The sequence below is a fragment of the Paenibacillus sp. FSL W8-0919 genome (assembly GCF_038003785.1).
In the GTDB taxonomy this organism is placed as follows: Bacteria; Bacillota; Bacilli; order Paenibacillales; family Paenibacillaceae; genus Paenibacillus_AQ; species Paenibacillus_AQ lactis.
Window position 1 is genome coordinate 6,051,161 of the sequence record NZ_JBBOPV010000001.1, and the last position, 24,351, is coordinate 6,075,511.

A 24,351-nucleotide genomic window follows, 5' to 3' on the forward strand; every position below is an offset into this window, starting at 1 on the left:
CAGCCGCGCATGCAACTGCTTTTTCACTCCATCATTTACTTCGTCGATTGAAACCATTCATTGGCTGCGGCCACCATATCGGCTCCGCCTTCCGCTCTCCACTGTGCGAGGAATTGATCATAGGAATCAATCGGCTTCGCTCCCGAAATGAATTGCAGCACATTGTCATCCAGCAGCGTCGTCAGCTTCAGCAGGTTTTTCGATACCGCCTCGATCGGCGGCGCCGTCGACATCGGATCCACAACGATCAAGCCCTCGGCGTTTTTCTGGAAGGTTTCGAAATGCGCTTGAAGGATCGGATCTTTGCGGACGCGCGCCTGCCAATAGATTGGGTATTTCTCTTCGTCCACCCCGGTCAGGAAGGCGCTGGCATTGTTCAGCTCGTCATTGAATTTAGGCAGGATCGGGAAATATTTGTCGTCCTTCACTTCATGGTGCACGCCTTCCTCGCCGATCGCGATGCCCTTGAACGTCTCCGGCTCCAGCTTGGCATTCAGGAAATCCATCGCAGCTTCTTTATTCTTCGACGATTTCAGAATCGCGATATACCAGGTTGTATTGGCTTTCGCGCCGACAACCGCTTTACCGTCCTTCCCTTTCAAGTAAGGGATGATGGTCGTTTTCGCCTCTGGGAAGTTTTTCTCCAGCGCGGCAATCGTCGTTCCGGCATTCCACCAGGCAAGCTTATACATCGCCGCATTGCCGCCGGAAAACTTCTCGATCGATTTCTGAGCTGTATTAATCGGCGTTTCAGTATCCAGCAGACCTTCTTTATACAATTTGTTCATGTAGGTAATGTATTCCTTCATTTCAGGAAGCTCGGCACGGTGCATCAGCTTGCCGTCCACTTCCTTCCAATCGGTCAATATCCCGAAGGTCGTGGCGATATCGCCGTAGATCGAGTCTTTGCTCATCGTGAGCGGAATAACATTTTTCTTCTCTTTAATCGTCTTTAGTACCGTATAGAGTTCATCGGTGTTGGTCGGAACGGACAGTCCCAGCTCATCCAGCCAATCCTGACGCACGACGAGCTCCTCTCCAATGCTTACCCCTGAGCCTGTTTCAGGAATACCAAAGATCTTCCCATCGATGGTTGCGCTTCCAAAAGACTCTGGTTTGATCGATTGCTTAATGTAATTGCCGTGGGACTCCAGCAGCTCGTCAATCGGCTCCAATGCTCCGGCAGATGCCAGGTTATAGAACTGGGCAGCGTTCAGCTTCACCAGATCGTAATTGTCTTTGCTCGATACGAGCAGGTTCAGCTTCTCATCCGCGTTCTCGGCCGGAAGCAGCTCATACTCCACCTTGTAGCCGGTTCGCTCCTCGATATATTTCGCTACATACTCGGTCTTCGGGTCAAACAGTCCGTACTGCATGATCATGCGCAGTCCCGGCTTATCGCCCCCTTGAGTTCCTTTATCGCCGCCGTTCTCCGCAGGAGTCGTGGCCGGCGGATCGGACGGTGTCGCCGATGGCGTGTTCGTCCCCGTACCGCCTCCCCCACCGCAGGCGGACAATGCTAGCGTAAAGCCGAGAATCGCGGTAAGCACAGCGGATTTTTTCTTCTTAATCATGGATAACCCTCCTTGTAATTGAGTACTCAACAGGTCCAGCACCAGAGCAAGTTGAAGCATCACCACCTTTACGGTCCTAGGAATCGGCCTCTTCCTGAAGGCGTTCTTTTCCTGACATGGCTTGTCGTCCGAGCGTCGACGCTGATCATCGTGCAGCAATCATCCATTCCCCGGAGTAACTCTTTTTTGATGACATTCTTTTCTGAAATCACCCTTTTACCGAACCGACCAGCACACCCTTCACGAAGTACTTTTGCAGGAAAGGATATACGAGCAAAATCGGAATCGTCGCGAGCAGAATCGAAGAGGCTTGAATGGACTGCGGGGTCGTATTTATCGCCGCATCCACGTTATCCTTCAGAAAATCCCCGCTGGAGGATACCAACAGTTCCTTCAAATACAGCTGCATCGGCTTCAGTCCCGGATCGGTGATATAAATCATCGCCGCGAAGTAATCGTTCCAGAAAGCGACCGCGAAGAACAATCCAATCGTTGCCATAACCGGCAGGGACAGCGGCAGGATGACGGAGACCAATATCCGGATATTGCCCGCGCCGTCCAGTTTGGCCGATTCCTCCAGCGAGTCCGGCAGCCCTTCGAAATAGTTTTTGATAATCAACATGTTGTACACATTCACCATCGCTGGCAGGAACAAGACCGGGAACGTATTGACCAGGTTCAAGTTCTGCATCAAGAGGTACGTCGGAATGAGACCGCCGCTGAACAGCATCGTGAACACGAACATCAAGAGCAGCCATTTCCGTCCGCGCAGCCGGTATTTGGATAGCGGGTAAGCCGTAATCGTCGTCAGCAGCAGGCTGCAGGCCGTTCCGACGATGGTCAGCAGGATCGAATTTTTCAGAGAGTTCAAAAACAACGAATCCTGCAGCACATATTTATACGTTTCAAACTGAACGCCGACCGGCAGCAAGCCCACCTTGCCTGAAATGACGGCCCCTTCGCTGCTCAGCGATTTGGCGATCAGGTTCACGAACGGCAGCAGTGTCGTCAATCCCATCACGATGAAAAAGACGTAGTTGAAGACGTTGAAGCATTTTTCCGACAGAGACATCTTAATGACGCCCCGGGTGGTGTTGGTTCCTTCCAGTGCTTGTTTATGATCCATTTCATGCCACCCTTTCTTTACCAAATCCCGCGCTGCAAGTATTTTCGGCTCATCGCGTTCCCGACGATCACGAGCGTGAAGGAGATCACCGCTTCAAACAGCCCGACCGCTGTGGAGAAGCTGTAATCCTGGTTGCCGAGACCCATCCGGTAAACGTAGGTTCCGATGACATCGGATACCTGATACACGACCGGGTTGTACATGACGAGAATCTGCTCGGTTCCGGCCTCCAGCACGTTGCCAAGGCGGAGGATGAACATCAGGATAATGATCGGCGCGATGCCGGGCAGCGTGATATGCCACAGCTGCTTCCATCTTCCGGCTCCATCGATTTTGGCCGCTTCGTACAGCATCGGATCAATCATGGTGAAGGCAGCCAGATAGACGATCGTGCTCCAGCCCGTTTCCTTCCAGCCCGCCGACGTAATGAGCACGCTCCGAAATACGCTGTTGTCCAAGAAAAAGGCGATCGGCTCCATGCCCATGCTGACCAGCAATTTATTTACGATCCCGCCATTCGTCGAGAGCAAATCGATGAACAATCCGCCAACGATAACCCAGGACAAAAAGTGCGGAAGGTAGATCACGGTCTGCACCGTGCGCTTAAACATCATATTCCTCAGCTCATTCAGCATCAGGGCGATGATGATGGGGAGGGGGAACAGGATGACGATTTTCAGGAAGCTGATAATGACCGTATTTTTGAATACCTGGGCAAAATCCGGCGACGTAAACAGCTTCTCGAAGTGCTTCCATCCCACCCACGGGCTGTCGGCAAATCCTGTGAATATGTTGAAATCTTTAAATGCGATCGTAATGCCGTACATCGGCGTGTACTTGAACAGCAGCAGGAACAAAATGCCCGGCACAAGCAGCAAATAAAGATCCCACTCTTTCCAAATATCGGTCCCCAGCTTGCCCCAGTACCCTCTTCTCTGTTTGGACTGGATGCGCGGCGCTGCGGAACCGTCCGGCGTCTTCGTTGGTTCGATTGCGGGTTTCATGTCATCGTCTCCCCCTTTCTGTGTCTTTCAATCTCCTTGGTTATTTCACATTGTAATTCCGGGCGGAGGGACTGAGTAGGCGAGGATCATTACTATTTATGGTAATCTGATGTTGTGTTCAGCAGGGGGGAGTGTAATGATCGTGTGAGGTCATTGGATGTGACGAGGGAAAGGCATCACTTTCATGCGGATGATGCTTACTGAGGGGAATCAACACTTCGCATGCGGATGCTGCTTACTGAGGGGAATCAACACTTCGCATGCGGATGCTGCTTCCGATCGCTGTTGTGCCTGGATTTCTTGAACTCATATTTCCAATGTAGAAATCCAGGCACAAAGGCGAACACTTCGTTTCTACAGCACCATTCCGCCTGCTCCGTTGAAGCTCTCTCCTTGTGGGGATGCCTATGGTTGAACCGCTGGTGCATTCCTCTCCCCCCTGCTGGTTGGGGGAGGGGGAGAGCCGCTCAGGTGTTCACACCCTGAGCAGCTTCTTAGGTGGGGATTCGGGTAGTGCTTCATCACTACGCATGTGGATGGTCCTTCGGATAGTGAGAGTAAATCAGCACTTCGCTTGCGGATGGCCCTTCGGATAGTGAGAGTAAATCAGCACTTCGCTTGCGGATGGCCCTTCGGATAGTGAGAGTAAATCAACACTTCGCATGCGGATGCTGCTTCCGATCGCTGTTGTGCCTGGATTTCTTGAACTCATATTTCTAATGGGAGAAATCCGGGCACAAAGGCGAACACTTCGTTTCTACAGCACCATTCCGCCTGCTCCGTTGAAGCTTTGTCCTTGTGGGGATGCCTGTGGTTGATTCGCTGGTATTCCCTCCTCCCCCTGCTGGTTGGGGGAGGGGAAAAGCGACTCAGGTTTCACGTCCTGAGCGGCTTCTTAGGTAGGGAATATTCGGGTAGTGCTTCATCACTACGCATGTGGATGGTCCTTCGGATAGTGAGAGTAAATCAGCACTACGCTTGCGGATGGCCCTTCCGATCGCTGTTGTGCCTGGATTTCTTGAACTCATATTTCTAATGGGAGAAATCCGGGCACAAAGGCGAACACTTCGTTTCTACAGCACCATTCCGCCTGCTCCGTTGAAGCTTTCTTCTTGTACGGATGTCTGTCGTTGATTCGCTGGTGGAATCCCCTCCCCCCTGCTGGTTGGGGGGAGGGGGGGAGCCGCTCAGGTTTTACGCCTTGAGCGGCTCTTGGTTGGAGTGGTTAAGCCCTCATAGCAATCGGAGGGGAGCGCTTAACCATTACGGTTAACAATTTGTACAACATTTTCTTCAGTGTTTTTCACAAAAGGATGCTCCTTAATCTTACCTATTCGAACTACTGCGAATGAAAGAGAAAAACTATCATTGGGTGTGATTTATTTGGTATGATATGTAACTGAACGGAGGTGATTTCACTTGGAAACAACAGCACAGGAAGTCGCCGAGTGGATGGTAAAAGAAATTCGATTCACCGGAACGTTGCGCCAGGAGGACGCGATCGCGTACGTAAAGGAGCACTTCGGGGAACAGTTCGTTTTTGTTAACGAAAACGGAAACCCATCCTTATCGAAAGACGTGAAAAAAGCGTTCCGCAAGCTGCACGGCGGTCGGATCGCTTGGGATCGGGACGGCTTTTTATGGGCTTGGACGTAACATATTGTGTAATGAACCGGTGAAGGACTTCTCCTGCCGGTTTTTTATTTTACCTGCCAACACAATGCACACGTAAAAACCGCTCAGGTAAATCACGCCCCGAGCGGTTTAATTGTTCAGCAGCAGGCCCTGCTGCGCTACGCCTTCCCCCCTTCCCCACCACCAAGGTGGGGAGGAAGGCCTCCTCGATTGCAACAGCCCATCGGAGCGGACGAATCGATTCCGGAAAAGCGGCAGCGGGCGCCTTTGGGGCTGAATTTCTCCCGCGCTCACTAATAGTTCCAGGAAATTCAGCCACAACAGCGATTGGAGGAACGATACGTACGCGGAGCAACTAACAAGTTCAGCAGCAGGCCCTGCTGCGCTACGCCTTCTCCCCTCCCCCACCACCAAGGTGGGGAGGAGGGCCACCTCGATTGCAACAGCGCCTTTGGGGCTGAATTTCTCCCGCGCTCATTAATAATTCCAGGAAATTCAGCCACAACAGCGATTGGAGGAACGATACGTACGCAGAGCAACTAACAAGTTCAGCAGCAGGCCCTGCTGCGCTACGCCTTCTCCCCTCCCCCACCACCAAGGTGGGGAGGAGGGCCACCTCGATTGCAACAGCCCAGCGGAGCGGATGAATCGATTCCGGAAAAGCGGCAGCGGGCGCCTTTGGGGCTGAATTTCTCCCGCGCTCATTAATAATTCCAGGAAATTCAGCCACAACAGCGATTGGAGGAACGATACGTACGCGGAGCAACTAACAAGTTCAGCAGCAGGCCCTGCTGCGCTACGCCTTCTCCCCTCCCCCACCACCAAGGTGGGGAGGAGGGCCACCTCGATTGAACCAGCCCAGCGGAGCGGACGAATCGATTCCGGAAAAGCGGCAGCGGGCGCCTTTGGGGCTGAATTTCTCCCGCGCTCATTAATAATTCCAGGAAATTCAGCCACAACAGCGATTGGAGGAACGATACGTACGCGGAGCAACTAACAAGTTCAGCAGCAGGCCCTGCTGCGCTACGCCTTCTCCCCTCCCCCACCACCAAGGTGGGGAGGAGGGCCACCTCGATTGAACCAGCCCAGCGGAGCGGACGAATCGATTCCGGAAAAGCGGCAGCGGGCGCCTTTGGGGCTGAATTTCTCCCGCGCTCATTAATAATTCCAGGAAATTCAGCCACAACAGCGATTGGAGGAACGATACGTACGCGGAGCAACTAACAAGTTCAGCAGCAGGCCCTGCTGCGCTACGCCTTCTCCCCTCCCCCACCACCAAGGTGGGGAGGAGGGCCACCTCGATTGAACCAGCCCAGCGGAGCGGACGAATCGATTCCGGAAAAGCGGCAGCGGGCGCCTTTGGGGCTGAATTTCTCCCGCGCTCATTAATAATTCCAGGAAATTCAGCCACAACAGCGATTGGAGGAACGATACGTACGCGGAGCAACTAACAAGTTCAGCAGCAGGCCCTGCTGCGCTACGCCTTCTCCCCTCCCCCACCACCAAGGTGGGGAGGAGGGCCACCTCGATTGCACCAGCCCAGCGGAGCGGACGAATCGATTCCGGAAAAGCGGCAGCGGGCGCCTTTGGGGCTGAATTTCTCCCGCACTCACTAATAATTCCAAGAAATTCAGCCACAACAGCGATTGGAGGAACGATACGTACGCGGAGCGGACCTTTTTCATCTATGCAACATCCAGCGATTAAGCAGCCATACGTACGCGGAGCGGACTTTAAGCTGCGATACGCACGCGGAGCAGACGCTTTAAGCATTAAAGCAATCCTCCCCACATTGCCCTACCCCTTGAATTCCCCCGGATTAACCCCCCAATACTTACGAAACACCTTGGTAAAATAACTGACATCCCGGTACCCGACCAGACGCGCGCAGTCGTACACCTTCGCCCCTTCCTGCAGCAGGGATTTGGCCCGCTCCATTTTGCGCTCGAGGACATAGGTCGAGAAGGCCACGCCCATCTCCTGCTTAAACAGGCGGCTCAAATACGAAGAGTTGACATACAGCCGGTCAGCCACCATATGCAGGGTGATATCCTGATCCATCTCGGCCTCCACCAGGTTCAAGATGTCCTTTACGACCTGGTGGCTGGTCGATTTTCGCTGCTCGCTCATGAACGCGGTGATATGCTTGACGGTTCGCTCCAGGAGCGACCAGGTTTGCATTTTGGTACTGAGCAGCTTGACGTTTTGGAAGAAGACGATATCGTCACCCACCACCTTTTTGACCGTCCAGCCCTGCTTTTGGATGAGCCGGGTAAAGAAGCTGTTCATATAGAGGACTGCTTCATGGAAGTCGTCGGAGGATTCCGGCTTTGTAAATAGGTCGTCCCACAATTCCTTCAGGGCCTCCATCGCCTTCTCCACATCCGCCGTGTCCAGCGCGATTTCAAGCGACTTCTCCAGGTTCGGCTGTACGATGACCCCCTGCCCCTGACCGTCGTCCGGCCGCGGCTCCCGGTACGGGATGGCCAGGTCATGGCCGTACACCACCCGCTCCTGCAGCGCCCGGCAGGCCTGCGCATATAGCAGCCCCATATCATCAAGCTCGCCGGTGGCGGCGCTAATGCCGGCGCTTGCGGTCAGCTTAAGCACCTCCTTCGTCGAGGACAGAAGCCTCGATACCTCCGCGTTGATGCGCAGCATGGCGTCCTTCACGTCCTGCTGCGCGTCCACGACGAACACGAGCAGCAGCATATTGCTCGAATCGGTGGTGATCCAGCAGGAAGGATCCGTAAGCAGCTCCTTGGCCAGGCACAGCATCGTGAACTGCAGCAGCTCCATATCGCCCGGCTTAAAGCGGGTCTCTTCTTCGGAAAGGGGATCGAGATCAACGACGGCAACGGCGATCCGGTCCTGCTCCCGCAGCGGAATGTAGAGCTCCCGGCTCCGTTTCAGGACATCCTCTTTCGTGTATTTCCCGCCGACCCACTGAATGAAGAACAGGTTTTGCAGATGCGGGAGGTTATCCTTCCATTTTTGCTCGAGGGCCGCCTTGCGCTGCCACTGCTCCAGGTCGCTGCGAAGGGAGCGTCTTGCCTCCAGCACCGCCTCCAAGATCTCCTCCTCGCCGGCAGGCTTCAGCAAATATTTGGACACCCCGTACTCCAGCGCAAGCTGAGCAAATTCGAAGTTATCGTGTCCGCTCAAAATAATCAGCTTGGTCAAGCTGCCAATCTCCCGCCGCTCCTTCAGCTCCCGGAGCAGCGTCAGCCCATCCATCTCGGGCATTTGCACATCGATCAGCATGATATCCGGCTTCTTCCTGCCGATCAGCTCAAGCGCCTCCAGCCCGTTCGCGGCCAATCCAACGACTTCAATGTCATGCTTCTCCCAAGGGATATTATGCGCCAGCGCGTTGCGCAGCCTTGGCTCATCCTCTACGATGATCAGATTCATTGCTTATGTCCTCTCCTTTTCGGGCATTGCTCTCCCCAACATGTCATCCCTGCAGCGGTCCAATGGAATGGCGATCGTCGCGCTCGTACCCTCGCCTCGTACGCTCGCAATCGATAATTCCGCCTCCTTCCCGTAATACAGCTTCATCCGGCTCAGCACGTTGCGCAAACCGAATAAATCCTTCACATGCTCCTCATCCTGCGAGGAGGCGGGCACGCTGCGCATGCCCATCTTCTCCAACTCATGCTGGATGTAACGCAGACGATCCGGTTCGATCCCCGGACCATTATCATCCACCCGGATCATCACGGTCTGGCCCTTCTCAATCCAGCTGGAGACGACGACGCTTCCTCCCGATGTTTTGCCTTCCATGCCGTGAATAATCGCATTCTCCACCAGGGGCTGCAGCAGCAGCTTCAGGATCGGCACCTGCTTGCTGTCCTCGGAGATCCGGTATTCGACCGTAAAATTATCCATGAAGCGAAGCTGCTGAATCCGCAAATAGTAATGCAGATGCTCGTTGCTTTCCTCCATGGTGAACACCTCGCGGCCCTTGTTGAGGCTCAGGCGGAAGAACTTCGACAGATTCATCACCATCTCGCTGATTTCGTCCGCGTCATAGTTTTTGGCCATCCAATAGATCGAGTCGAGCGTATTGTACAAAAAGTGCGGGTTGATCTGGGACTGCAAAAACTTGAGCTCGGTTGTCGTTAACCGCAGCTGCTGCTCGTAGTGATCCTCGATCAGATGCTTCTGAACCAGCGCCATTTTGTTGAAGGACTGGATCAGAAATCCGAACTCATCCTTCCGTTTCGTATCCACATGAATATTGAGCTCTCCGCTGCTAAGGCGCTTCATCCCCCGCGAAAGCTTCAGCACCGGGGAAGCGATGCCGCTGTAAACAACCCAGGAGATGATGATCGCAAGCAGGATGCTCAGCCCGATGATCGCCACGGTGAACAACCGCAGCTGGTCCGTCTCCTTGTACAGCTCGCTCTTCGGCTGCACCAAGGCGAGGCGCCAGTTGGAATATTCGGAATCGATCGTAACGGTCATGTCCTTCTCGGCGATATCCCGGCTTCGTGCTCTCCCGGTCTCCACCACGACTTCGCCTCGCTCATTCAGCAGAGAAATCCTGCTGTTCTCGGAAGGCAGCAGCGTTTTGATAATGTTGAGCAGCTTGCTTTTATTGAAGGATACGACGAGTAGATTCGACTTGCGCTCGCCGTTGTACAGATCCATCGCCCGGATGAGGGAGACGCTGTCGGAGTTGGTCATTTGGCCGAAGGTGACCCCCTCCGTCACCGGGAACTCGGACATGACGTAGGAAATCCCGGTCCCATTGCGTCTCGCCGCCTCCACGAGCCATTCCTGCTGCCGCTCGCCCGCCAGCTTTTTCCCTCCGTAATGCGTGCTGATAAACATGTTGGAGGCTTGGTGATATACCGCGATATGGGATACATACCGGTTCACGGATACCAAATAAGACAGCTGCTTCAGAATGTCGGAGAAATCGACGATGGACTGGGGCGAAAAGTCCATGCTGTTCTTGTTCAGCATTTCATTCATTGTCGGATCGGCGGCAATCAGTGTCGAAATTTCCTCCACGTTCTGCAGCGCCAAATCGAAATGATTCATCGCGGAAGACAGCGCCATTTCGGTCCGTTCCACCGCCTGCTCATACAGAATGTCCCTTGACCGTTCGATCGCAAAGAGGCTGATGATGACAAGCGGAAGCAATATCAGCAAAAAATAACCGGTCAGCCGGGCTTGAATATTTTGCGAGAACCGGTCCCGGATCCAGCGAATCATCGCGATCATCCGATTCGCCTCCTTTGACCGGGCCTGTTACTTTTGTTTCGCATACCACTCGTTCACTTCCTTCGTAATTTCATCTCCTCCTTGCTCTTTCCACTGCTTCACGTACTCGTCGAATGCGTCGAGCGGCTCCAAGCCCATGATGATCTTCGTGAACACGTCTTCCATCGTGCCCAGCTTCTTGCTGTATTTGCCCATGGCCGGCGTAGGTACCCCGTAGAAGGCACTTGGCATAATATTCGGGGTGATCCGCTGCAAATTGTCATAGAGATTGAAATCGCCGAGCGAATCCAGCCGTTCCTTGAACAGCAGCTCGTCAGGCACATCTACAAGCGATTGATAAATCCCCCTGTACAAATGCTCGTCATGCAGGGCAAAATCGGTCACAATCTTGCCATCCTGCCACCACCAGATTTCGTTCTCGAAGCCAAGCTTCAGCGTTTTGTAGTTTTCAGCAATGAAATCCAGAAGCTGAATAACTTCAGCCGCATGCTTTGATTCCGCCGGGATGACGTTATATCCGCGAATAATATCCTTGCCGTATACCCCTTTCTGACCTCCCGGCCCGATCGGATATTCTAGCGGAATCCATTCCGCGTTCGGATCCTTTTTCATATTGGCTGCGATCGGTCCCCGGGTATCGTACCATGTCGCCGAGAACAGACCGACCTGGCCGTCTTCGATTTTTTCGAACAAATTGTTTTGCAGATTGAGGGGGAACTCCCGGTCCAGAAGGTTCTCCCTGTACAGCTTGGCGAAAAATGCAAGCGCTTCCTTTGTTTCTGGCAGCGTGCTGCCGTACACCAACTGTCCGTCTCGCTCGAACCAGGTATCATTCAGCTGTGTCCCGAACGCGCCGAAGAAGGGAGAGGACCTGCCGAGATCAGAAGTAAAGATGAGTCCGATCGTATCCTGAATGCCATTGCCGTCGGGATCGTCCTGGGCGAAGGCACGGATCACCTCGTAATATTCGTCCAGCGTCTCGGGCGGCTCCAGGCCGAGACGGTCGAGCCAATCCTTTCTGGCGTACATCAGCTCTACCCCTGTCACTTCGTTCAGGCTCGGAATCGCATAGATTTTGCCGCCGTATTTTACCCGTTCCCATACCTCGGCCGGAATTTTCTCCTTGAGATGGGGACCGTACTTGTCGATCAGCTCATCCAGCGGCATGAACGCCCCCTGCTTGACATAGTTGTCAAACCATACCGGCTCATAGGTATGGAGCATATCCGGCAGATTGCCGGAGGACATAATGACATCGAGCTTTTCGTTGTACACTTCCGTTGGCGGGGTATTGACTTGGATATCCAGCCCGGTGTTCTGCTCGATGTAATTCAAATAGCGGTTGTCGTTCTCGTCCATCCCGGCCGGAAACGTCATGCCAAGATTGGAAATGACAATGTTGATCGTCTTCGCCTTCGGGTTTCCCGAAGGCTGCTCCTCTTTAGCTCCGCCGGTATCCATGCAGCCGGTGACGAGAAGGATCAGAAATGCTAGTACAGGAAGCCACAGAACATTACCAGCAAACAGCCTTGGATCGTTATCCTTGCCGCGTTGAATCCCATTCTTACAAGCCTTGTTAATCGGCATAGGTTCTTGTCACTCCCTTCATCTCGTAAACTAATACTACTATATAACGATTTTTTTGTGAGTAAGATCGTTATTTTTTCTGCAGTGGTCTTTTTCGTTTTTTCTTTAGAAGGATGATCGTCGGACAAAAAACAGGCAACCCAAGCTTATTGGTTAGCCTGATCTATGAAAAAGCCGTCCCTTTCGATACGCAAGTCGTATCGTCAGGAACGGCAATCGAGGGTATCAACGACTACGTAAATCCGTTGTGGGTTGTGCGTTGAGCATTAAGCGTCATGCAGATCCAGATCTTGTTAAAAACGTCCAACCTGAAAAAAAACCGAAAACAAGCCAAATAGCCAGGACCGCCTTGATATTTGGACCCTGGCTATTTTTACAAGCCGTTCTAGAAGCTGACCGGCCCTTCTCCGACAGAACATCGAAAGTGAGCGGGCTTCCTTACTTTCTTTCGTCCTCGCTCCCGGGCTGCTCCAGCAGCGGGAGATGATCGGCGGACTGATCCTCGCCGACTTGAATCACCTCGAAAGTCTTGCCGCAGTGAGAACAGAACTTGGCGTTAATAGGCGAGTTGTTCCCGCAGCTTCGGCATACTTTTTCATCCGTAAGATTCGCCATCTGCAGCTGATTTTGCTCGATTTCGAATTTCAGCTCCTGGATTTTGGCCACATAGCTTTGGATGCTCTCCCGGTCGGGGGGCCACTGTCCCGCTTCGGCAACCCCGTATACGACCTTGCCGATTTCAAGAAGCTGCTCATTGATATCGCTCTTCTTGCCGCTGTTCTGCAGCTTTAATTTATTCACTTCGACTAAAATTTTCGCTTTGTTTCCGGCATCGGACACGCCGGCCTTGAATTTATCGAAAAAACTCAAGCGAACGATCCCCTCCTTTCACCAATATTCCATCCATTGTATTATAGCTTATCTCCGCTATGCCGTTTCATGAGCATCAAATTACAGGAACTCAAGTGGAGATGCGGTTAATAGGTGATTTTTACAATCCCGTCGCGGGCACTGTAAGATACATTGGAACCAAGACCTCTGGCAAATACCTGAAGCGGAACATAAGTCACTCCATCGATAACTTTGGGAGCGACCGCTATGGATTCCGACTTGCCGTTATAGAATACGGTCCGGCTTCCGATGGTCAAAGTCACTTTATGGGTTCCCCGTTGGACGCCAATCGCTCCGGCTTCCTTGTTCCAGTTAACCTTGGCTCCCATTCCCTCGGCAATTTCACGAAGCGGCACCAAATTGGTATTATTATAAATCAGCGGATGGCTTCCGAATTTCACGAGACTCCCGTTAACGTATACCTTAATATCCGACTTTGCATAGGTTGGAACCTTTGGTTTCGGTTTCGGTTGCGGTTTGGACGAAGCGCGCGTTGTCGACTTCGAGGAAGAAGACTTGCTGCCGGAGCTGCCTCCTCCGTTATGATAGTGGTATTCGCCATACGACAACCCCCAGCGCTCGCAATTCGTCCAGCAATGATGACCGCCGCTGGCGTCCGTTCTTCCAGGATGTGCGGAAGCAACCGTGCTGGACAACAGAATCAATGCTATCGTGGCATACCCAATTTTTTTCTTCAATTTAATGACCTCCTGGGATAATATTCCTCAACATTCTAGCATAATTCTATATAGAAGATTCATATAAAAGAATTATAATCATGAGTTTCGTTTCACCTTCCGGTTTGCGGTTTATCGTTACATATAACCGATCCCTTTGTGCCAAAATATTGCCGGAAAGGAATGAGGCCGATATGAGCAAAGAGAAACCTGAATACGACGGAAAATTTCCCGGCGTGGACCCGATTCCGGAACCGGACCGTCCGGATCAAGCAGCTACAGACAAACTGGACGATCTCGTCCTGGGCGTGCTCGAAAACGAAAACGAGGAAGATTTGGACTTGGAGCCTGAAACGAATCATTACGATAAACTCCGTGAGAAATAAGGCCGCGTCCTTACTTTCCGCCAGTCCCAATCCTATATCCTCCAATTATTAAAGATACAGGCAAAACTTCAATTGATCTGTAAAAGTGTTGAAATAAAAATAATCGTTCTCGTTTTGAGAACGATTATTTTTATGTTATGATTACTTATAGAAAGTTTGGGTCGAAAGGAGGGAATCCCCGTGGAACGTTTCTTGAAGTCGGCAAAAATGATTTGGATGCTTATTCTTGTGCTGATTACGGCATTTGCTCTCTACATTCCCGTTCAAGAGTATTACACCGATGAAACTGTGGATGAGAAGTATGTCTACAAGCATAGCATGCATCCTAAAGCCGCTGCTCTGAAACATTCGCAAATTCTCTCCAAGCTTAAGGCCGCTGGCAGCTCCATGCCGGTGTTCTTAATGATATCGGCCGCCCTGATGCAGCGTATTCCCAAAATCCGTCTGCCTTATCGGCCGATTATACCGCGTCGGCTCAGACTTATGGTTCTATTCCCCATTAAGTATACATCGATTTACGTTAGCCAACCTTCCCGATTCGCTGTCTAACACGGACCGCGTTCCTTTTAAACATGCCATAATCCCATAATTATAAAGCAAAATCAGCCTATTGTTTAAAATTCAACAATCCCTAGGTTTATTTCATGCTGCGCATAAAAGCTTGCTATTGTTCATATCTAGTCGTTTTTTATTTCCTACAGCAAAATGAATGTATAAAAATTATCGGAATGTTTTTTTCAGGAGGATGTTAGCCTATGCATGTTCGTGAAACAGATTTACCCGGAATCGGTAAAAAATTCGTCATTGATACGCGTGGAGGAGATAAGCTGGTCATCATTATTCACGATGACGGCCGCCGCGAAATGTACCATTACGAATATGACGATCCGGAGGAAAGCATCTCCATGATTTCATTGGATGATGACGAGGCCCGCCAAATTGCTGCCATCGTAGGCGGTCTTACCTATAAACCGAAGGCGCTGGAGACGATTGACATGGCGCTCGATGAGCTGATTATCGAGTGGTACCGCATCGAGCCCCATTATTATGGTGCAGGCAAATCGATCGGCGATCTTGGCGTCCGTCAACACTCCGGTGCTACGGTCATTGCAGCAGTCGATAAAAACAGCAAACAAATCAATCCCGGCCCTGACGTGATCATTACCCCCGATTCAACCCTTGTTGTCGTGGGTGAGCGTCAGCAGCAGCGGTTATTTAAGCAAATCTTGATGAACGGACGTGGTTGATGAATGGATCATATGGTTTTAGAAGTCGGACTGGCGATCGCCCTGATTGCCCTTGCGGGGCTGTTATCCGCTAAACTCCGGTTTTCCGTCGTCCCCTTCTATATTTTGGTGGGGATGGCGGTAGGACCGCATGCGTTTCACTGGGGCAACTTGGATTTTCGCTTTATCGAGAGCGCCGAGCTCATTGAATTCATGGGCCGAATCGGCGTGCTGTTTCTATTGTTCTACCTCGGCCTGGAATTTTCCGTCGGCCGTCTCATTAAATCCGGCAAATCGATCGTAATCGGCGGCAGCATTTATATTGCCATCAACTTCACGCTCGGGCTCATGATCGGGATATTCTCCGGCTTTCCAGTCGCCGAGACGCTCATCGTTGCAGGGATTACCACGATATCCTCCAGCGCAATCGTCGCCAAGGTACTGGTGGACCTGAGAAGAACCGCAAATCCCGAGACGGAAATGATTCTTGGCATCATTATGTTCGAGGACGTGTTCCTCGCCGTCTATATTTCGATTCTGTCCGGTCTTGTTCTAAGCGGCTCTTCCTCGCTCGGAGGCGTGCTGCTGTCAGCCGTCATTGCACTTGGCTTTATGCTGCTCGTCATCATTGTCGGCAGAAAAGCCGTTCCTCTGCTGAATAAGGTCCTTAATATCAGGTCGAATGAATTGTTTGCCCTGGTTATATTTGCAGCATTATTTCTGCTTGCAGGCTTTGCCGAGACCATTCACGTGGCGGAAGCCATCGGTGCGCTGCTCGTCGGGCTTGTCCTGGCGGAAACTGAGCATCGCGAACGGATTGAGCATTTAATTCTGCCGTTCCGGGATTTCTTCGGTGCGTTATTCTTCTTTAGTTTCGGTTTAACGATTGTACCTTCCGAGCTTGGCGGAGCCGTATGGCTGTCATTGATCGCCGTTGTCATCACCCTGCTCGGCAACTTCATCGCGGGCATGCTTGCAGGCCGCAGCGCAGGATTATCAACCAAAGCATCCTCGAATATCGGCCTGACCATCGTATCCCGCGGAGAATTCTCGATTATTCTCGCCAATATGGGAAAAGCCGGCGGTCTTGCGGCCTTTATACAGCCATTCGCCGCATTATACGTGCTGATCCTGGCGATTCTCGGGCCATTGCTGACTAAAGAATCCAAGCATGTGTATAACTTCCTGAATAAGATTTTTAAATTTAAAGACTACAAGGAGAAGAAACCGGTTAAACCGAAGCTAAAGGATGAAAGTGCCAGCGGATAAAGGAGGGGTTACTTCCTATGGTTCAAGTCCCGAACAGGGCCATGAACAAAGTGCAGGGCGCAATCAAAAAGGAGGGCACGGGAAGGCGGCTGGCCATGGCAATCATCGGCGGGCTGATCGCCGCCTTCGGCCTGGATCTGTTTCTTGTGCCAAGCGGCATCATTGCAGGCGGCGTATCGGGAATATCTGCGCTTGCGGCGCATCTGACGGGGCTTCATACCGGCATGTTCCTGTTTGCGCTGAACTTGCCCCTGCTGCTGCTTGTTTACCGTCAGCCTGACCGGGAGCGGGCACTGATCGCTACGGCCGGCCTGCTGACGTTTTCCATCTGTTCGATACTGTTCTTTCCCATTCCGTCGCTGGTCGACAGCAAGATCGGCAGCGCCGGCATCGGCGGCATTTTCCTCGGACTCGGCATCGGCATCGGCCTTCGATACGGTGTCGTGCTGGATACGCTGCAGATGCCCAAACTGCCCCAGCAGCTGTCGTATCTGCTTGCCCATCTGAAGCTGCCCTATATTCAGATCCTGGCTAACCTCCTGGTGTTAACGCTGGCGGGGATGCTTCTAGGCTGGGAGCGGGCGATGTATTCCGCAGTCGCCTGCCTCTTGGCGCTGGAAACCGGGCGGCTAACAACGTCCTCTCTTCCCTTGAAGCGGGAAATTCGTATCCGATGCACCAGCTCGGCGGAGATTGCGCAGGGCATCAAAGCCATGATGGGATATGACCCGAGAACCTCGGTCTTAGGCGAAGATGTGGAGGAGAACCGCTTACCTGTTCCCCGTCAAGCCGAAGAGCTTGTTTATTGGGTTCACGTACTGGAGATGCCCCGATTTAAATCGATCGTATGGGGCCTCGATCCCCGTGCGGAAATTACGATTCGGCATGGATGAGATTCCATCTTTCCAGTCAAAGAGGCTGTCCGAAAGGTCCATAGACCCCGGGGCAGCCTCTTTGGTATGCTGCTGAACGCGAACAGACCTATTTACAACCTTCACCGATACAAATAGGCACTAAAAAAGATGATTCCTGTACGATACAGGGATCATCTTTTATCCATTTCCATCCTTATTCTTGGATATTTTCAATGTGTGTGCCGAAAGTCCGCCTATTTGCGAAATTGCTGGATCAGAAACAAGATCAAGGATCCAACGACGCTGATCACCAGGCATGTAACGATCGGAAAATAAATTTTGACATTCGGCTTATCCACGACGATATCGCCAGGCAGCCGCCCGATAAAGCGGCCGATTACCGGCCACAGCAGCCCGATGACGATCAAGGCGCCGCCAATCCAAAGCAGTGTCCGGGTCACCGGATGCATCTTCCATCACCTCATTCATCATACCTGCAAGCGCAAGCCTCGGTTTCCTTGTATCATAAAGGATTTGACGGATCAGATGCAAGGGTGCCCTCTACGTATGCCGAATTGGACAACGGCCATGTGCACTTAACCCCGTCTTTTCTCTCCCTTTAGCCCTTCACCGCCCCCGCCGTCATGCCGTCGATGAAGTATTTTTGGAAAGCAATAAACAGAATAAAAATCGGGATGATGGAAAAAAAGGAGCCTACAATCAGCAGGTCATAATTGTTGCCATATGGGGTCAGCAGCGTCTTCAAGCCGATTGGCAGCGTATATTTATTCGCATCGCTGAGCACCATGAACGGCCACAGGAAGTTATTCCAGCTGTTCATCCCGTTCAGGATCGCCATTGCTGCGAAGGAAGGCTTCATGACGGGGAGAATAAGCCGCATATAGATGCCGTACTCCGAAGCGCCGTCGACTCGGCCTGCGGCAATGATCTCTTTCGGGACGCCGCGCAAGTACTGCCTGAAGAAGAAAATGGTGGCAGCACTGGCGATGCCGGGCAGCACGATCGCCGAATAAGAATTCATGAGGCCGATGTTATACGTCAGCGTGTACAGCGGGAGCAGCAAAATTTCAAACGGCACCATCATGATCAGAAGCACGCAAACGAACAGCAGGTTTTTCCCAACGAAATCATATGCGGCAAATCCATAGGCAACCGTCGCGCTGACAATCAAAGTTAACGCTACCTGAACCACCGTCAACAGCAGCGAGTTGAAAAACCACATAAAATAGGAATGGCCGCCGGTAAAGAGATAGGCAAAATTATCGAAGTTCATTACAGACAGATCGAATTTCAGATTCAGCCCATAACGGATCAAATCCTCGCCAGGCTTGAAGGATGCAATCGTCACCGCATAAAAGGGCACCAGAATCAGGAAGCAAAGAACCGCGAAGAGAAGAAAGAGCAGTACCTTGATGACCGTTTCCCGTCTCATGGTCAATCCTCCTTCTTGAACATGCCCGACAGCTTGAGCTGCGTCAGATTAATGATCATCGTAATGGCAAGAAGCACGATCCCGACGGCGGCGGCATATCCCAGATTGTTCTTCTCGATTCCTTGGCGGTACAAGTAGCCGACGATGGTGAGGCCGATATTTTTAGGGGAATTGTTGCCGTTCCACAGCATCATGCTCTCGATGAACATGGCCAGGCCCGCATAAATGCTGATCGTCAGCACGTAAATCGTTGTCGGCTTCAGCAATGGCATGGTGATTTTCGTGAATTTCTGAAAGGATGACGCGCCGTCGATCGAGGCCGCCTCGTAATATTCATCCGGAATGTTCTTCAAGCCCGACAAAAAATACAGCATATTGACTCCGGTCCACCGCCAGGTAGCCAAGGCCAGCAATGCGATAAAGCCGGTCACCTGACCTTTCAAAAATTTGACGGGGTCGATGCCGAACCAGCCTAATATGCTGTTGATCAGCGAGCCTTCCATCTCGCCGAACATCAACCGGAAGATCGTGCCGGCTACGACAACGGAGGTCAGCGCAGGGAAAAAGAAGGACGACTTGAAAAACTCCCTTCCCCACATCAGCTTGCTGTTGATCAGCACCGCAAAAAGCATCGGAAACGGAATGAGGATAAGCAGCGTAAGCACCATATAGATCGCACTGTTCGTCACCGCCTTCAGAAACACGCCGTCTCCCGCCAGCTTCTCGTAGTTGTCAAGGCCGATCCATGACGCCTCTTGGCCCAGCTGAATCTTCTGGAAGCTCATGCCGAGCGAGCTCCCGAGGGGGTATACCCAGAACACGAGAAAGACGAGGATGAACGGCAGGACGAAAACATAAGGAGCCACCTTCTGGGAGTATAGAAATTTTTTAATCATCGGACCCTACTCCTTTTGAAGAGAGCCGCCCCTGTCATAGGGGCAGCCCTTTTTCGATTGAATGCATATCCATCAAGGCAAGGCTATTTCAATTCCTGCTCGATTTGCTTCTGCGCGTCGTTCAAAGCTTCGGCGATATCCTTCCCGTCCTCGAATATTTCATTGAAGGTCGTTGTGCAAAGGACGTTGTTGATCGTGGGCGATGCGGAGGTTGACTTAATCAGACGGATTTCATCCTTGAGTTCATTGAGCACGTCAAACGGATTGTTGACGAAATACTTCACGAACTGGTTCTCGGGATTATGGGTCACATCCTTCATCTCCCAGACATCCATATTGACCGGATCGAACCCGAGCGTGTTCCAAATTTCCTTGTTGGCATCCAGCGACAGTTTGGCAAAAGCAAGGAAATCCTTCGCCAGCTTGACGTCCTTGGCGGTCTTCGTGACGACGGTACCGGTTCCTCCGCCTCCGACGGACCTCGGCATGCCCTCCTCCATAACAGGGATGGGAGCGATCGCAATTTTTCCCGACAGGTCAGGCATGTAGTTGGTGTATCTGGACATCTGCCACAGCGGCATAAAGGCCGTCGCATAGTTGCCGGCATTGAATTCGCCGTAGGCCTCCTCCGTATCCGGCTGCCCGCCGGCAATCGTAGCGATGACGTTGTTGTCCTGCAAATCTTTCAGCAGCGTCATCGCCTTCACCATTTCCTCCGAATTTACGATCGGATTGCCCGATTCATCGGTCAGGTCGGCACCCTGCTGCGCAAGTAACATCGAAGCCTGCCAAGCAGCGCTCGTATCGGCGGTTCCCATATATTTTCCGGTTTTTTCATACACTTGGATTCCCGCCTGCTTGAAATCTTCCCAGGTGACGATATCCTCGTAATTCACGCCGGCTTCCTTCAATATTTCGGTGTTGTAAAACGCTACGGAAACGCCGACATGCGTCGGTGCGCCATAGTTGACGCCATCCTTGCTGTAAAGGTCGATTCGGGACTGGACGAGGGTGTCTCGGTATGGATCAATAACATCGTTCAGCGGTTCAAGCTGCGGCGTGCCTGCCAGAAAGTCCGGAAACTTGCCAAGCTCGATATCGGCAATATCCGGCGCGCCGGTGCCGGACTGAACGGCAATCGATAATTTGTTATGCATATCGTCATACGGCATGACGGTAACGTTCAGCTTGATTTGCCTGTCCGGATTCTCCGCATTCCATTTACCAAGCATCTTCTCGAAATGCTGTCCATGGAGCTCCACGAACGTCCAATAGGACAGCTCCGTCGCGTTCTCGCCGGCTCCTCCGTCCAGAACCGAGGTTTCGCCGCCGGTACCGCCGGACTTACCGCAGCCCCACAGAAACAGCGCCATCGATATGACGAGACTTACAATCGCCCATTTCTTTGTCATCATCAAGACCCTCCCCGAAATATTCATTCACTTCGATACCAACCGTCACTTCTAAACAGAATTACATCTGATCCTTCAGACTCTCGCCTCGGAAGTGAAGCGCTTACACTTTGTGCAGTGGAATAAAAGTTGGGAGTGAGAGCAGCGCGCAGTGGATGCGCAGCTGCTCTATTGGTATTTATGTTGTTAGGCCTTTTTCAAACGGATGACATTCCAGGATGCCTTGGCAAGCCTTGCCGTCACAATTCCGCTATCAAGCTTGGCTTCACCGCGGCTATGAGGCTTTACCTTCTCTTCTGCGGCGGTATTCACCGCTTTCAGATCATCGTGCTCCAGCACGATATGCTCGACAAGACGGTAGCCCTCGAAGCTGCGGACGTCGCAGGACAGCTCCAGCGCTTCTTCAAGATGGCGGTTGACGGCAAAGATCGTGATTTCCTCATCCTCTTCGTTATGCACGACGGCGCTGTCCAAATACGGCACGTCCGTGAAATCCTTGGAGTCGTATACCGGCGAATCCACGATCGGAAGCAGCGATACGCCGCGGCCGTATTTCGAAGCATGAAGATACGGATAGAAGATCGTCTGCTTCCAGGCGCGTCCTCCGTTTTCCGTCATGATCGGCGCAATTACGTTCACGAGCTGTGCCAGACATGCCATCTTGAGCCGGTCCGCATGGCGCAGGAATGTGATCAGCATGCTTCCGACCAGCAGGGCGTCCTCGAAGTTGTAGACGTCCTCCAGCTGGGGCGGAGCTACAGTCCAAGGCTCGATTTTTCGATCCGCATCATTGGAATGATACCAGACGTTCCATTCGTCAAAGCTGAGATACATCGTTTTCTTGCTGCGCTTCTTAGCTTTGATATAGTCGCAGGTGGACTTCACGGTATGGATAAAATGATCCATATCAAGGGTTAGCGCGAGATAGTTGGCGGTGTCGTTATCACGGTTGCCATAGTACTGATGCAGCGATATGTAGTCGACGGCCTCATACGTATGGTCGAGCGTAACGGCTTCCCACTCAGGGAACGTCGGCATCGAGGAACTGGAGCTTCCGCAAGCAACCAGCTCGATATCCGGATCCACAAGACGCATGGCCCTCGCGGTTTCGACAGCCAGCCTGCCGTATTCAGCGGAAGTTTTATGACCAATCTGCCACGGACCATCCATTTCGTTGCCGAGACACCAGGTCTTGATTTTGTGCGGCTGCTCGTAGCCGTGACTGCGGCGCAGATCGCTCCAGTAGGTGCCTCCCGGGTGGTTCGTGTACTCCAGCAGATTTCTGGCGGCATCGATCCCCCGTGTGCCCAGGTTAACGGCCATCATCACATCGGAGCCAGCCTCCTTGGCCCAGGTAATAAACTCGTTCGTGCCGACCTCATTAGGCTCCAGAGTTCTCCAGGCAAGCTCAAGCCGTTTGGGACGCTCGGCTACCGGACCAACGCCATCCTCCCAGTTATAGCCGGATACAAAATTTCCGCCCGGATAACGAATGATCGGAACATTCAGCTCCTGGATCAAGGCTTTCACATCGTTCCGAAACCCGCCTGCATCTGCTGTCTCATGCCCGGGTTCGTAAATGCCCCCATACACGGCCCGGCCAAGATGCTCGATAAAGGATCCGTAAATCCGGTTATCGACTTGGGCGATGCGAAATGATTTATCCACGATCATGCGTGCTTTCATCTTCTCAGCTGTCAAATCGTTCACCTTCCATTTAATTAAATTATAAAACAATTCAAATGATCTTGAATGAATCCGTTTTCAGTTATAAAATAGCATATGACAATTTGGATGTAAATAATAAAATATAAAATAATTTATATTTATTTGAATTAAATTCGGATTCATGGCTATTTCGCATATTTCCATGGATTTTCTTCGAAATTTCTGCGATTTTGATTTAGATAAATATTAAGAAATGGGTTGTTTTCGACTTTTTTATTGAATGACCGCAGCCGTTTTGACATGAAAAACTGGCATCTTTATTTCCTCGACATATTGATTTATAATTATTTGAAATAAACAGAAGGGAAGTCTATGTATTGGTCCTATCACCTAACTGGAAAGGTTTTGAATACCATGATCTATATTAAGGATTTAATGAGCGGGCTGGATATTTTCAAAGCGCTCAGCTCCGATATTCGCATCCAGATTCTTGAGCTGCTCGCCAAGAATCAAAGCCTCAATTTGAACGATTTGGCGAACCGGCTGAACTTAAGCAACGGTGCCATCACCATGCACATCAAGAAGCTGGAGGAAAGCGGGCTGATTGAAATCCACACCACCGGAGGCAAACACGGCATTCAGAAGATCTGCTACCTGAACAAGGATAAGCTGATGGTGGATTTGCGCAGCAAGGATGTCGAGAATTTGTATGAGGTCGAGATTCGGGTCGGGCATTACAGCGATTATCAGGCCATTCCTACCTGCGGTCTGGCTACCAAGGACAGCATCATCGGGGATTTCGACGACCCGCGTTACTTCGCCGATCCGCAGCGGATCGATGCTGAAATTATCTGGCTGACAGAAGGATTTCTGGAGTACCGCATTCCGAACTATTTAAAGCCTAACCAGGCATTTCGCGAAATCCAGTTCTCGTTGGAGCTTGGCTCCGAAGCGCCGGGATATTGCGACAATTATCCGTCGGACATTTTTTTCTACATCAACGGAGTGGAGCTTGGCAGCTGGACCAGCCCCGGCGATTTCGGAGACACCCGCGGTACCTTCAATCCGGAATGGTGGCCTCCTCATCTGAATCAATACGGCATGCTAAAGCTGATCCGGATCAATCAGGATGGCAGCTTCATTGATGGCTGCCGCATTTCGGACGTCAGCCTGGACCAGATCCAGCTCAATTACAAAAGCGACATTACGTTCCGGATTGCGGTAAACGAGCGCTCCGTCAACAAGCGGGGACTTACGATTTACGGCAAGCACTTCGGCAATTACAGCCAGGATCTGCTGGCGCGCGTGCTCTACGATGTGAAGGAAGAATAGAGCGTGGATCAATTTCGAGGATCGGTTACGGCACGATCTAACAGGTATGGGGCTAAAGAGCGTGACATCTTCTCTTCTCCGGCATCTGATTTACTGGGTTTACTAAGCCTGGTCAATGCTACATGT

General features: G+C 51.8%; 20 protein-coding genes. 7 read left to right on the plus strand and 13 right to left on the minus strand.

Features of this window, described 5'->3' with window-relative positions; all coding sequences use genetic code 11:
- Positions 1 to 35 precede the first annotated feature (35 nt).
- From NST44_RS27465 to NST44_RS27475, 3 genes are all read right to left on the minus strand, one after another.
- Entirely contained in the window at positions 36 to 1,574 is a 1,539-nt protein-coding gene (locus NST44_RS27465) for an extracellular solute-binding protein (RefSeq protein WP_251537003.1), read from the minus strand.
- A 208-nt stretch (positions 1,575 to 1,782) separates the two neighbouring features.
- Positions 1,783 to 2,700, minus strand: coding sequence for a carbohydrate ABC transporter permease (locus NST44_RS27470; protein ID WP_007129313.1), 918 nt, complete (start codon positions 2,698 to 2,700; stop codon positions 1,783 to 1,785).
- A gap of 17 nt (positions 2,701 to 2,717) precedes the next feature.
- Complete coding sequence (locus NST44_RS27475; protein ID WP_077564828.1) at positions 2,718 to 3,704, minus strand: ABC transporter permease; 987 nt, start codon at positions 3,702 to 3,704, stop codon at positions 2,718 to 2,720.
- A 1,419-nt stretch (positions 3,705 to 5,123) separates the two neighbouring features.
- On the opposite strand from NST44_RS27475, the gene NST44_RS27480 reads away from it, so the two are divergent.
- Positions 5,124 to 5,360 (plus strand): DUF6953 family protein, encoded by a 237-nt coding sequence (locus NST44_RS27480; RefSeq protein WP_007129311.1) that lies wholly within the window; start codon positions 5,124 to 5,126, stop codon positions 5,358 to 5,360.
- A gap of 1,776 nt (positions 5,361 to 7,136) precedes the next feature.
- Here the strand turns inward: NST44_RS27480 and NST44_RS27485 are convergent.
- From NST44_RS27485 to NST44_RS27505, 5 genes are all read right to left on the minus strand, one after another.
- Complete coding sequence (locus NST44_RS27485) at positions 7,137 to 8,753, minus strand: response regulator transcription factor (protein ID WP_028407088.1); 1,617 nt, start codon at positions 8,751 to 8,753, stop codon at positions 7,137 to 7,139.
- A 3-nt stretch (positions 8,754 to 8,756) separates the two neighbouring features.
- Entirely contained in the window at positions 8,757 to 10,574 is a 1,818-nt protein-coding gene (locus NST44_RS27490; protein ID WP_251537875.1) for a sensor histidine kinase, read from the minus strand.
- Positions 10,575 to 10,601: 27 nt separating this feature from the next.
- Positions 10,602 to 12,161: an extracellular solute-binding protein gene (locus tag NST44_RS27495; RefSeq protein ID WP_251537876.1), complete on the minus strand. Its 1,560-nt coding sequence runs from the start codon at positions 12,159 to 12,161 to the stop codon at positions 10,602 to 10,604.
- A gap of 438 nt (positions 12,162 to 12,599) precedes the next feature.
- Positions 12,600 to 13,031 carry a zinc ribbon domain-containing protein gene (locus NST44_RS27500; RefSeq protein WP_213614285.1) on the minus strand — a complete coding sequence of 144 codons (432 nt, stop codon included), beginning with the start codon at positions 13,029 to 13,031 and terminating at the stop codon, positions 12,600 to 12,602.
- A gap of 107 nt (positions 13,032 to 13,138) precedes the next feature.
- Positions 13,139 to 13,750, minus strand: a complete 612-nt coding sequence (locus NST44_RS27505; RefSeq protein WP_213614287.1) for a copper amine oxidase N-terminal domain-containing protein — start codon at positions 13,748 to 13,750, stop codon at positions 13,139 to 13,141.
- A gap of 173 nt (positions 13,751 to 13,923) precedes the next feature.
- Here NST44_RS27505 and NST44_RS27510 point away from each other — a divergent pair, with 173 nt between their 5' ends.
- The 5 genes from NST44_RS27510 to NST44_RS27530 all read left to right on the plus strand — a co-directional run bounded on the left by NST44_RS27510 (position 13,924) and on the right by NST44_RS27530 (position 17,503).
- Positions 13,924 to 14,115 carry a hypothetical protein gene (locus NST44_RS27510; protein WP_210095609.1) on the plus strand — a complete coding sequence of 64 codons (192 nt, stop codon included), beginning with the start codon at positions 13,924 to 13,926 and terminating at the stop codon, positions 14,113 to 14,115.
- 180 nt (positions 14,116 to 14,295) lie between these two features.
- Entirely contained in the window at positions 14,296 to 14,664 is a 369-nt protein-coding gene (locus NST44_RS27515) for a hypothetical protein (RefSeq protein WP_007129304.1), read from the plus strand.
- A 206-nt stretch (positions 14,665 to 14,870) separates the two neighbouring features.
- A complete protein-coding gene (locus tag NST44_RS27520; protein WP_007129303.1) occupies positions 14,871 to 15,362 on the plus strand; it encodes a cation:proton antiporter regulatory subunit in 492 nt (163 codons plus the stop codon).
- 3 nt (positions 15,363 to 15,365) lie between these two features.
- A complete protein-coding gene (locus tag NST44_RS27525) occupies positions 15,366 to 16,610 on the plus strand; it encodes a cation:proton antiporter (protein WP_007129302.1) in 1,245 nt (414 codons plus the stop codon).
- Between the two features lie 17 nt (positions 16,611 to 16,627).
- The gene (locus NST44_RS27530) at positions 16,628 to 17,503 is read left to right on the plus strand and encodes a YitT family protein (RefSeq protein WP_213614289.1); all 876 of its coding nucleotides are present in this window, start codon (positions 16,628 to 16,630) and stop codon (positions 17,501 to 17,503) included.
- A 215-nt stretch (positions 17,504 to 17,718) separates the two neighbouring features.
- On the opposite strand, the gene NST44_RS27535 is transcribed toward NST44_RS27530, so the two are convergent.
- From NST44_RS27535 to arfA, 5 genes are all read right to left on the minus strand, one after another.
- Entirely contained in the window at positions 17,719 to 17,934 is a 216-nt protein-coding gene (locus NST44_RS27535; RefSeq protein WP_028405035.1) for a DUF2905 domain-containing protein, read from the minus strand.
- 149 nt (positions 17,935 to 18,083) lie between these two features.
- Positions 18,084 to 18,917 (minus strand): carbohydrate ABC transporter permease, encoded by an 834-nt coding sequence (locus tag NST44_RS27540; protein ID WP_340901152.1) that lies wholly within the window; start codon positions 18,915 to 18,917, stop codon positions 18,084 to 18,086.
- 2 nt (positions 18,918 to 18,919) lie between these two features.
- Positions 18,920 to 19,813 carry a carbohydrate ABC transporter permease gene (locus NST44_RS27545; RefSeq protein WP_007129298.1) on the minus strand — a complete coding sequence of 298 codons (894 nt, stop codon included), beginning with the start codon at positions 19,811 to 19,813 and terminating at the stop codon, positions 18,920 to 18,922.
- 83 nt (positions 19,814 to 19,896) lie between these two features.
- A complete protein-coding gene (locus NST44_RS27550; protein WP_340901464.1) occupies positions 19,897 to 21,225 on the minus strand; it encodes an ABC transporter substrate-binding protein in 1,329 nt (442 codons plus the stop codon).
- Between the two features lie 186 nt (positions 21,226 to 21,411).
- Complete coding sequence (gene arfA / locus NST44_RS27555) at positions 21,412 to 22,911, minus strand: arabinosylfuranosidase ArfA (protein WP_210095614.1); 1,500 nt, start codon at positions 22,909 to 22,911, stop codon at positions 21,412 to 21,414.
- Positions 22,912 to 23,307: 396 nt separating this feature from the next.
- Between arfA and NST44_RS27560 the strand changes: the two genes are divergently transcribed.
- A complete protein-coding gene (locus NST44_RS27560; protein WP_028405031.1) occupies positions 23,308 to 24,225 on the plus strand; it encodes an ArsR/SmtB family transcription factor in 918 nt (305 codons plus the stop codon).
- Positions 24,226 to 24,351: the final 126 nt, after the last annotated feature.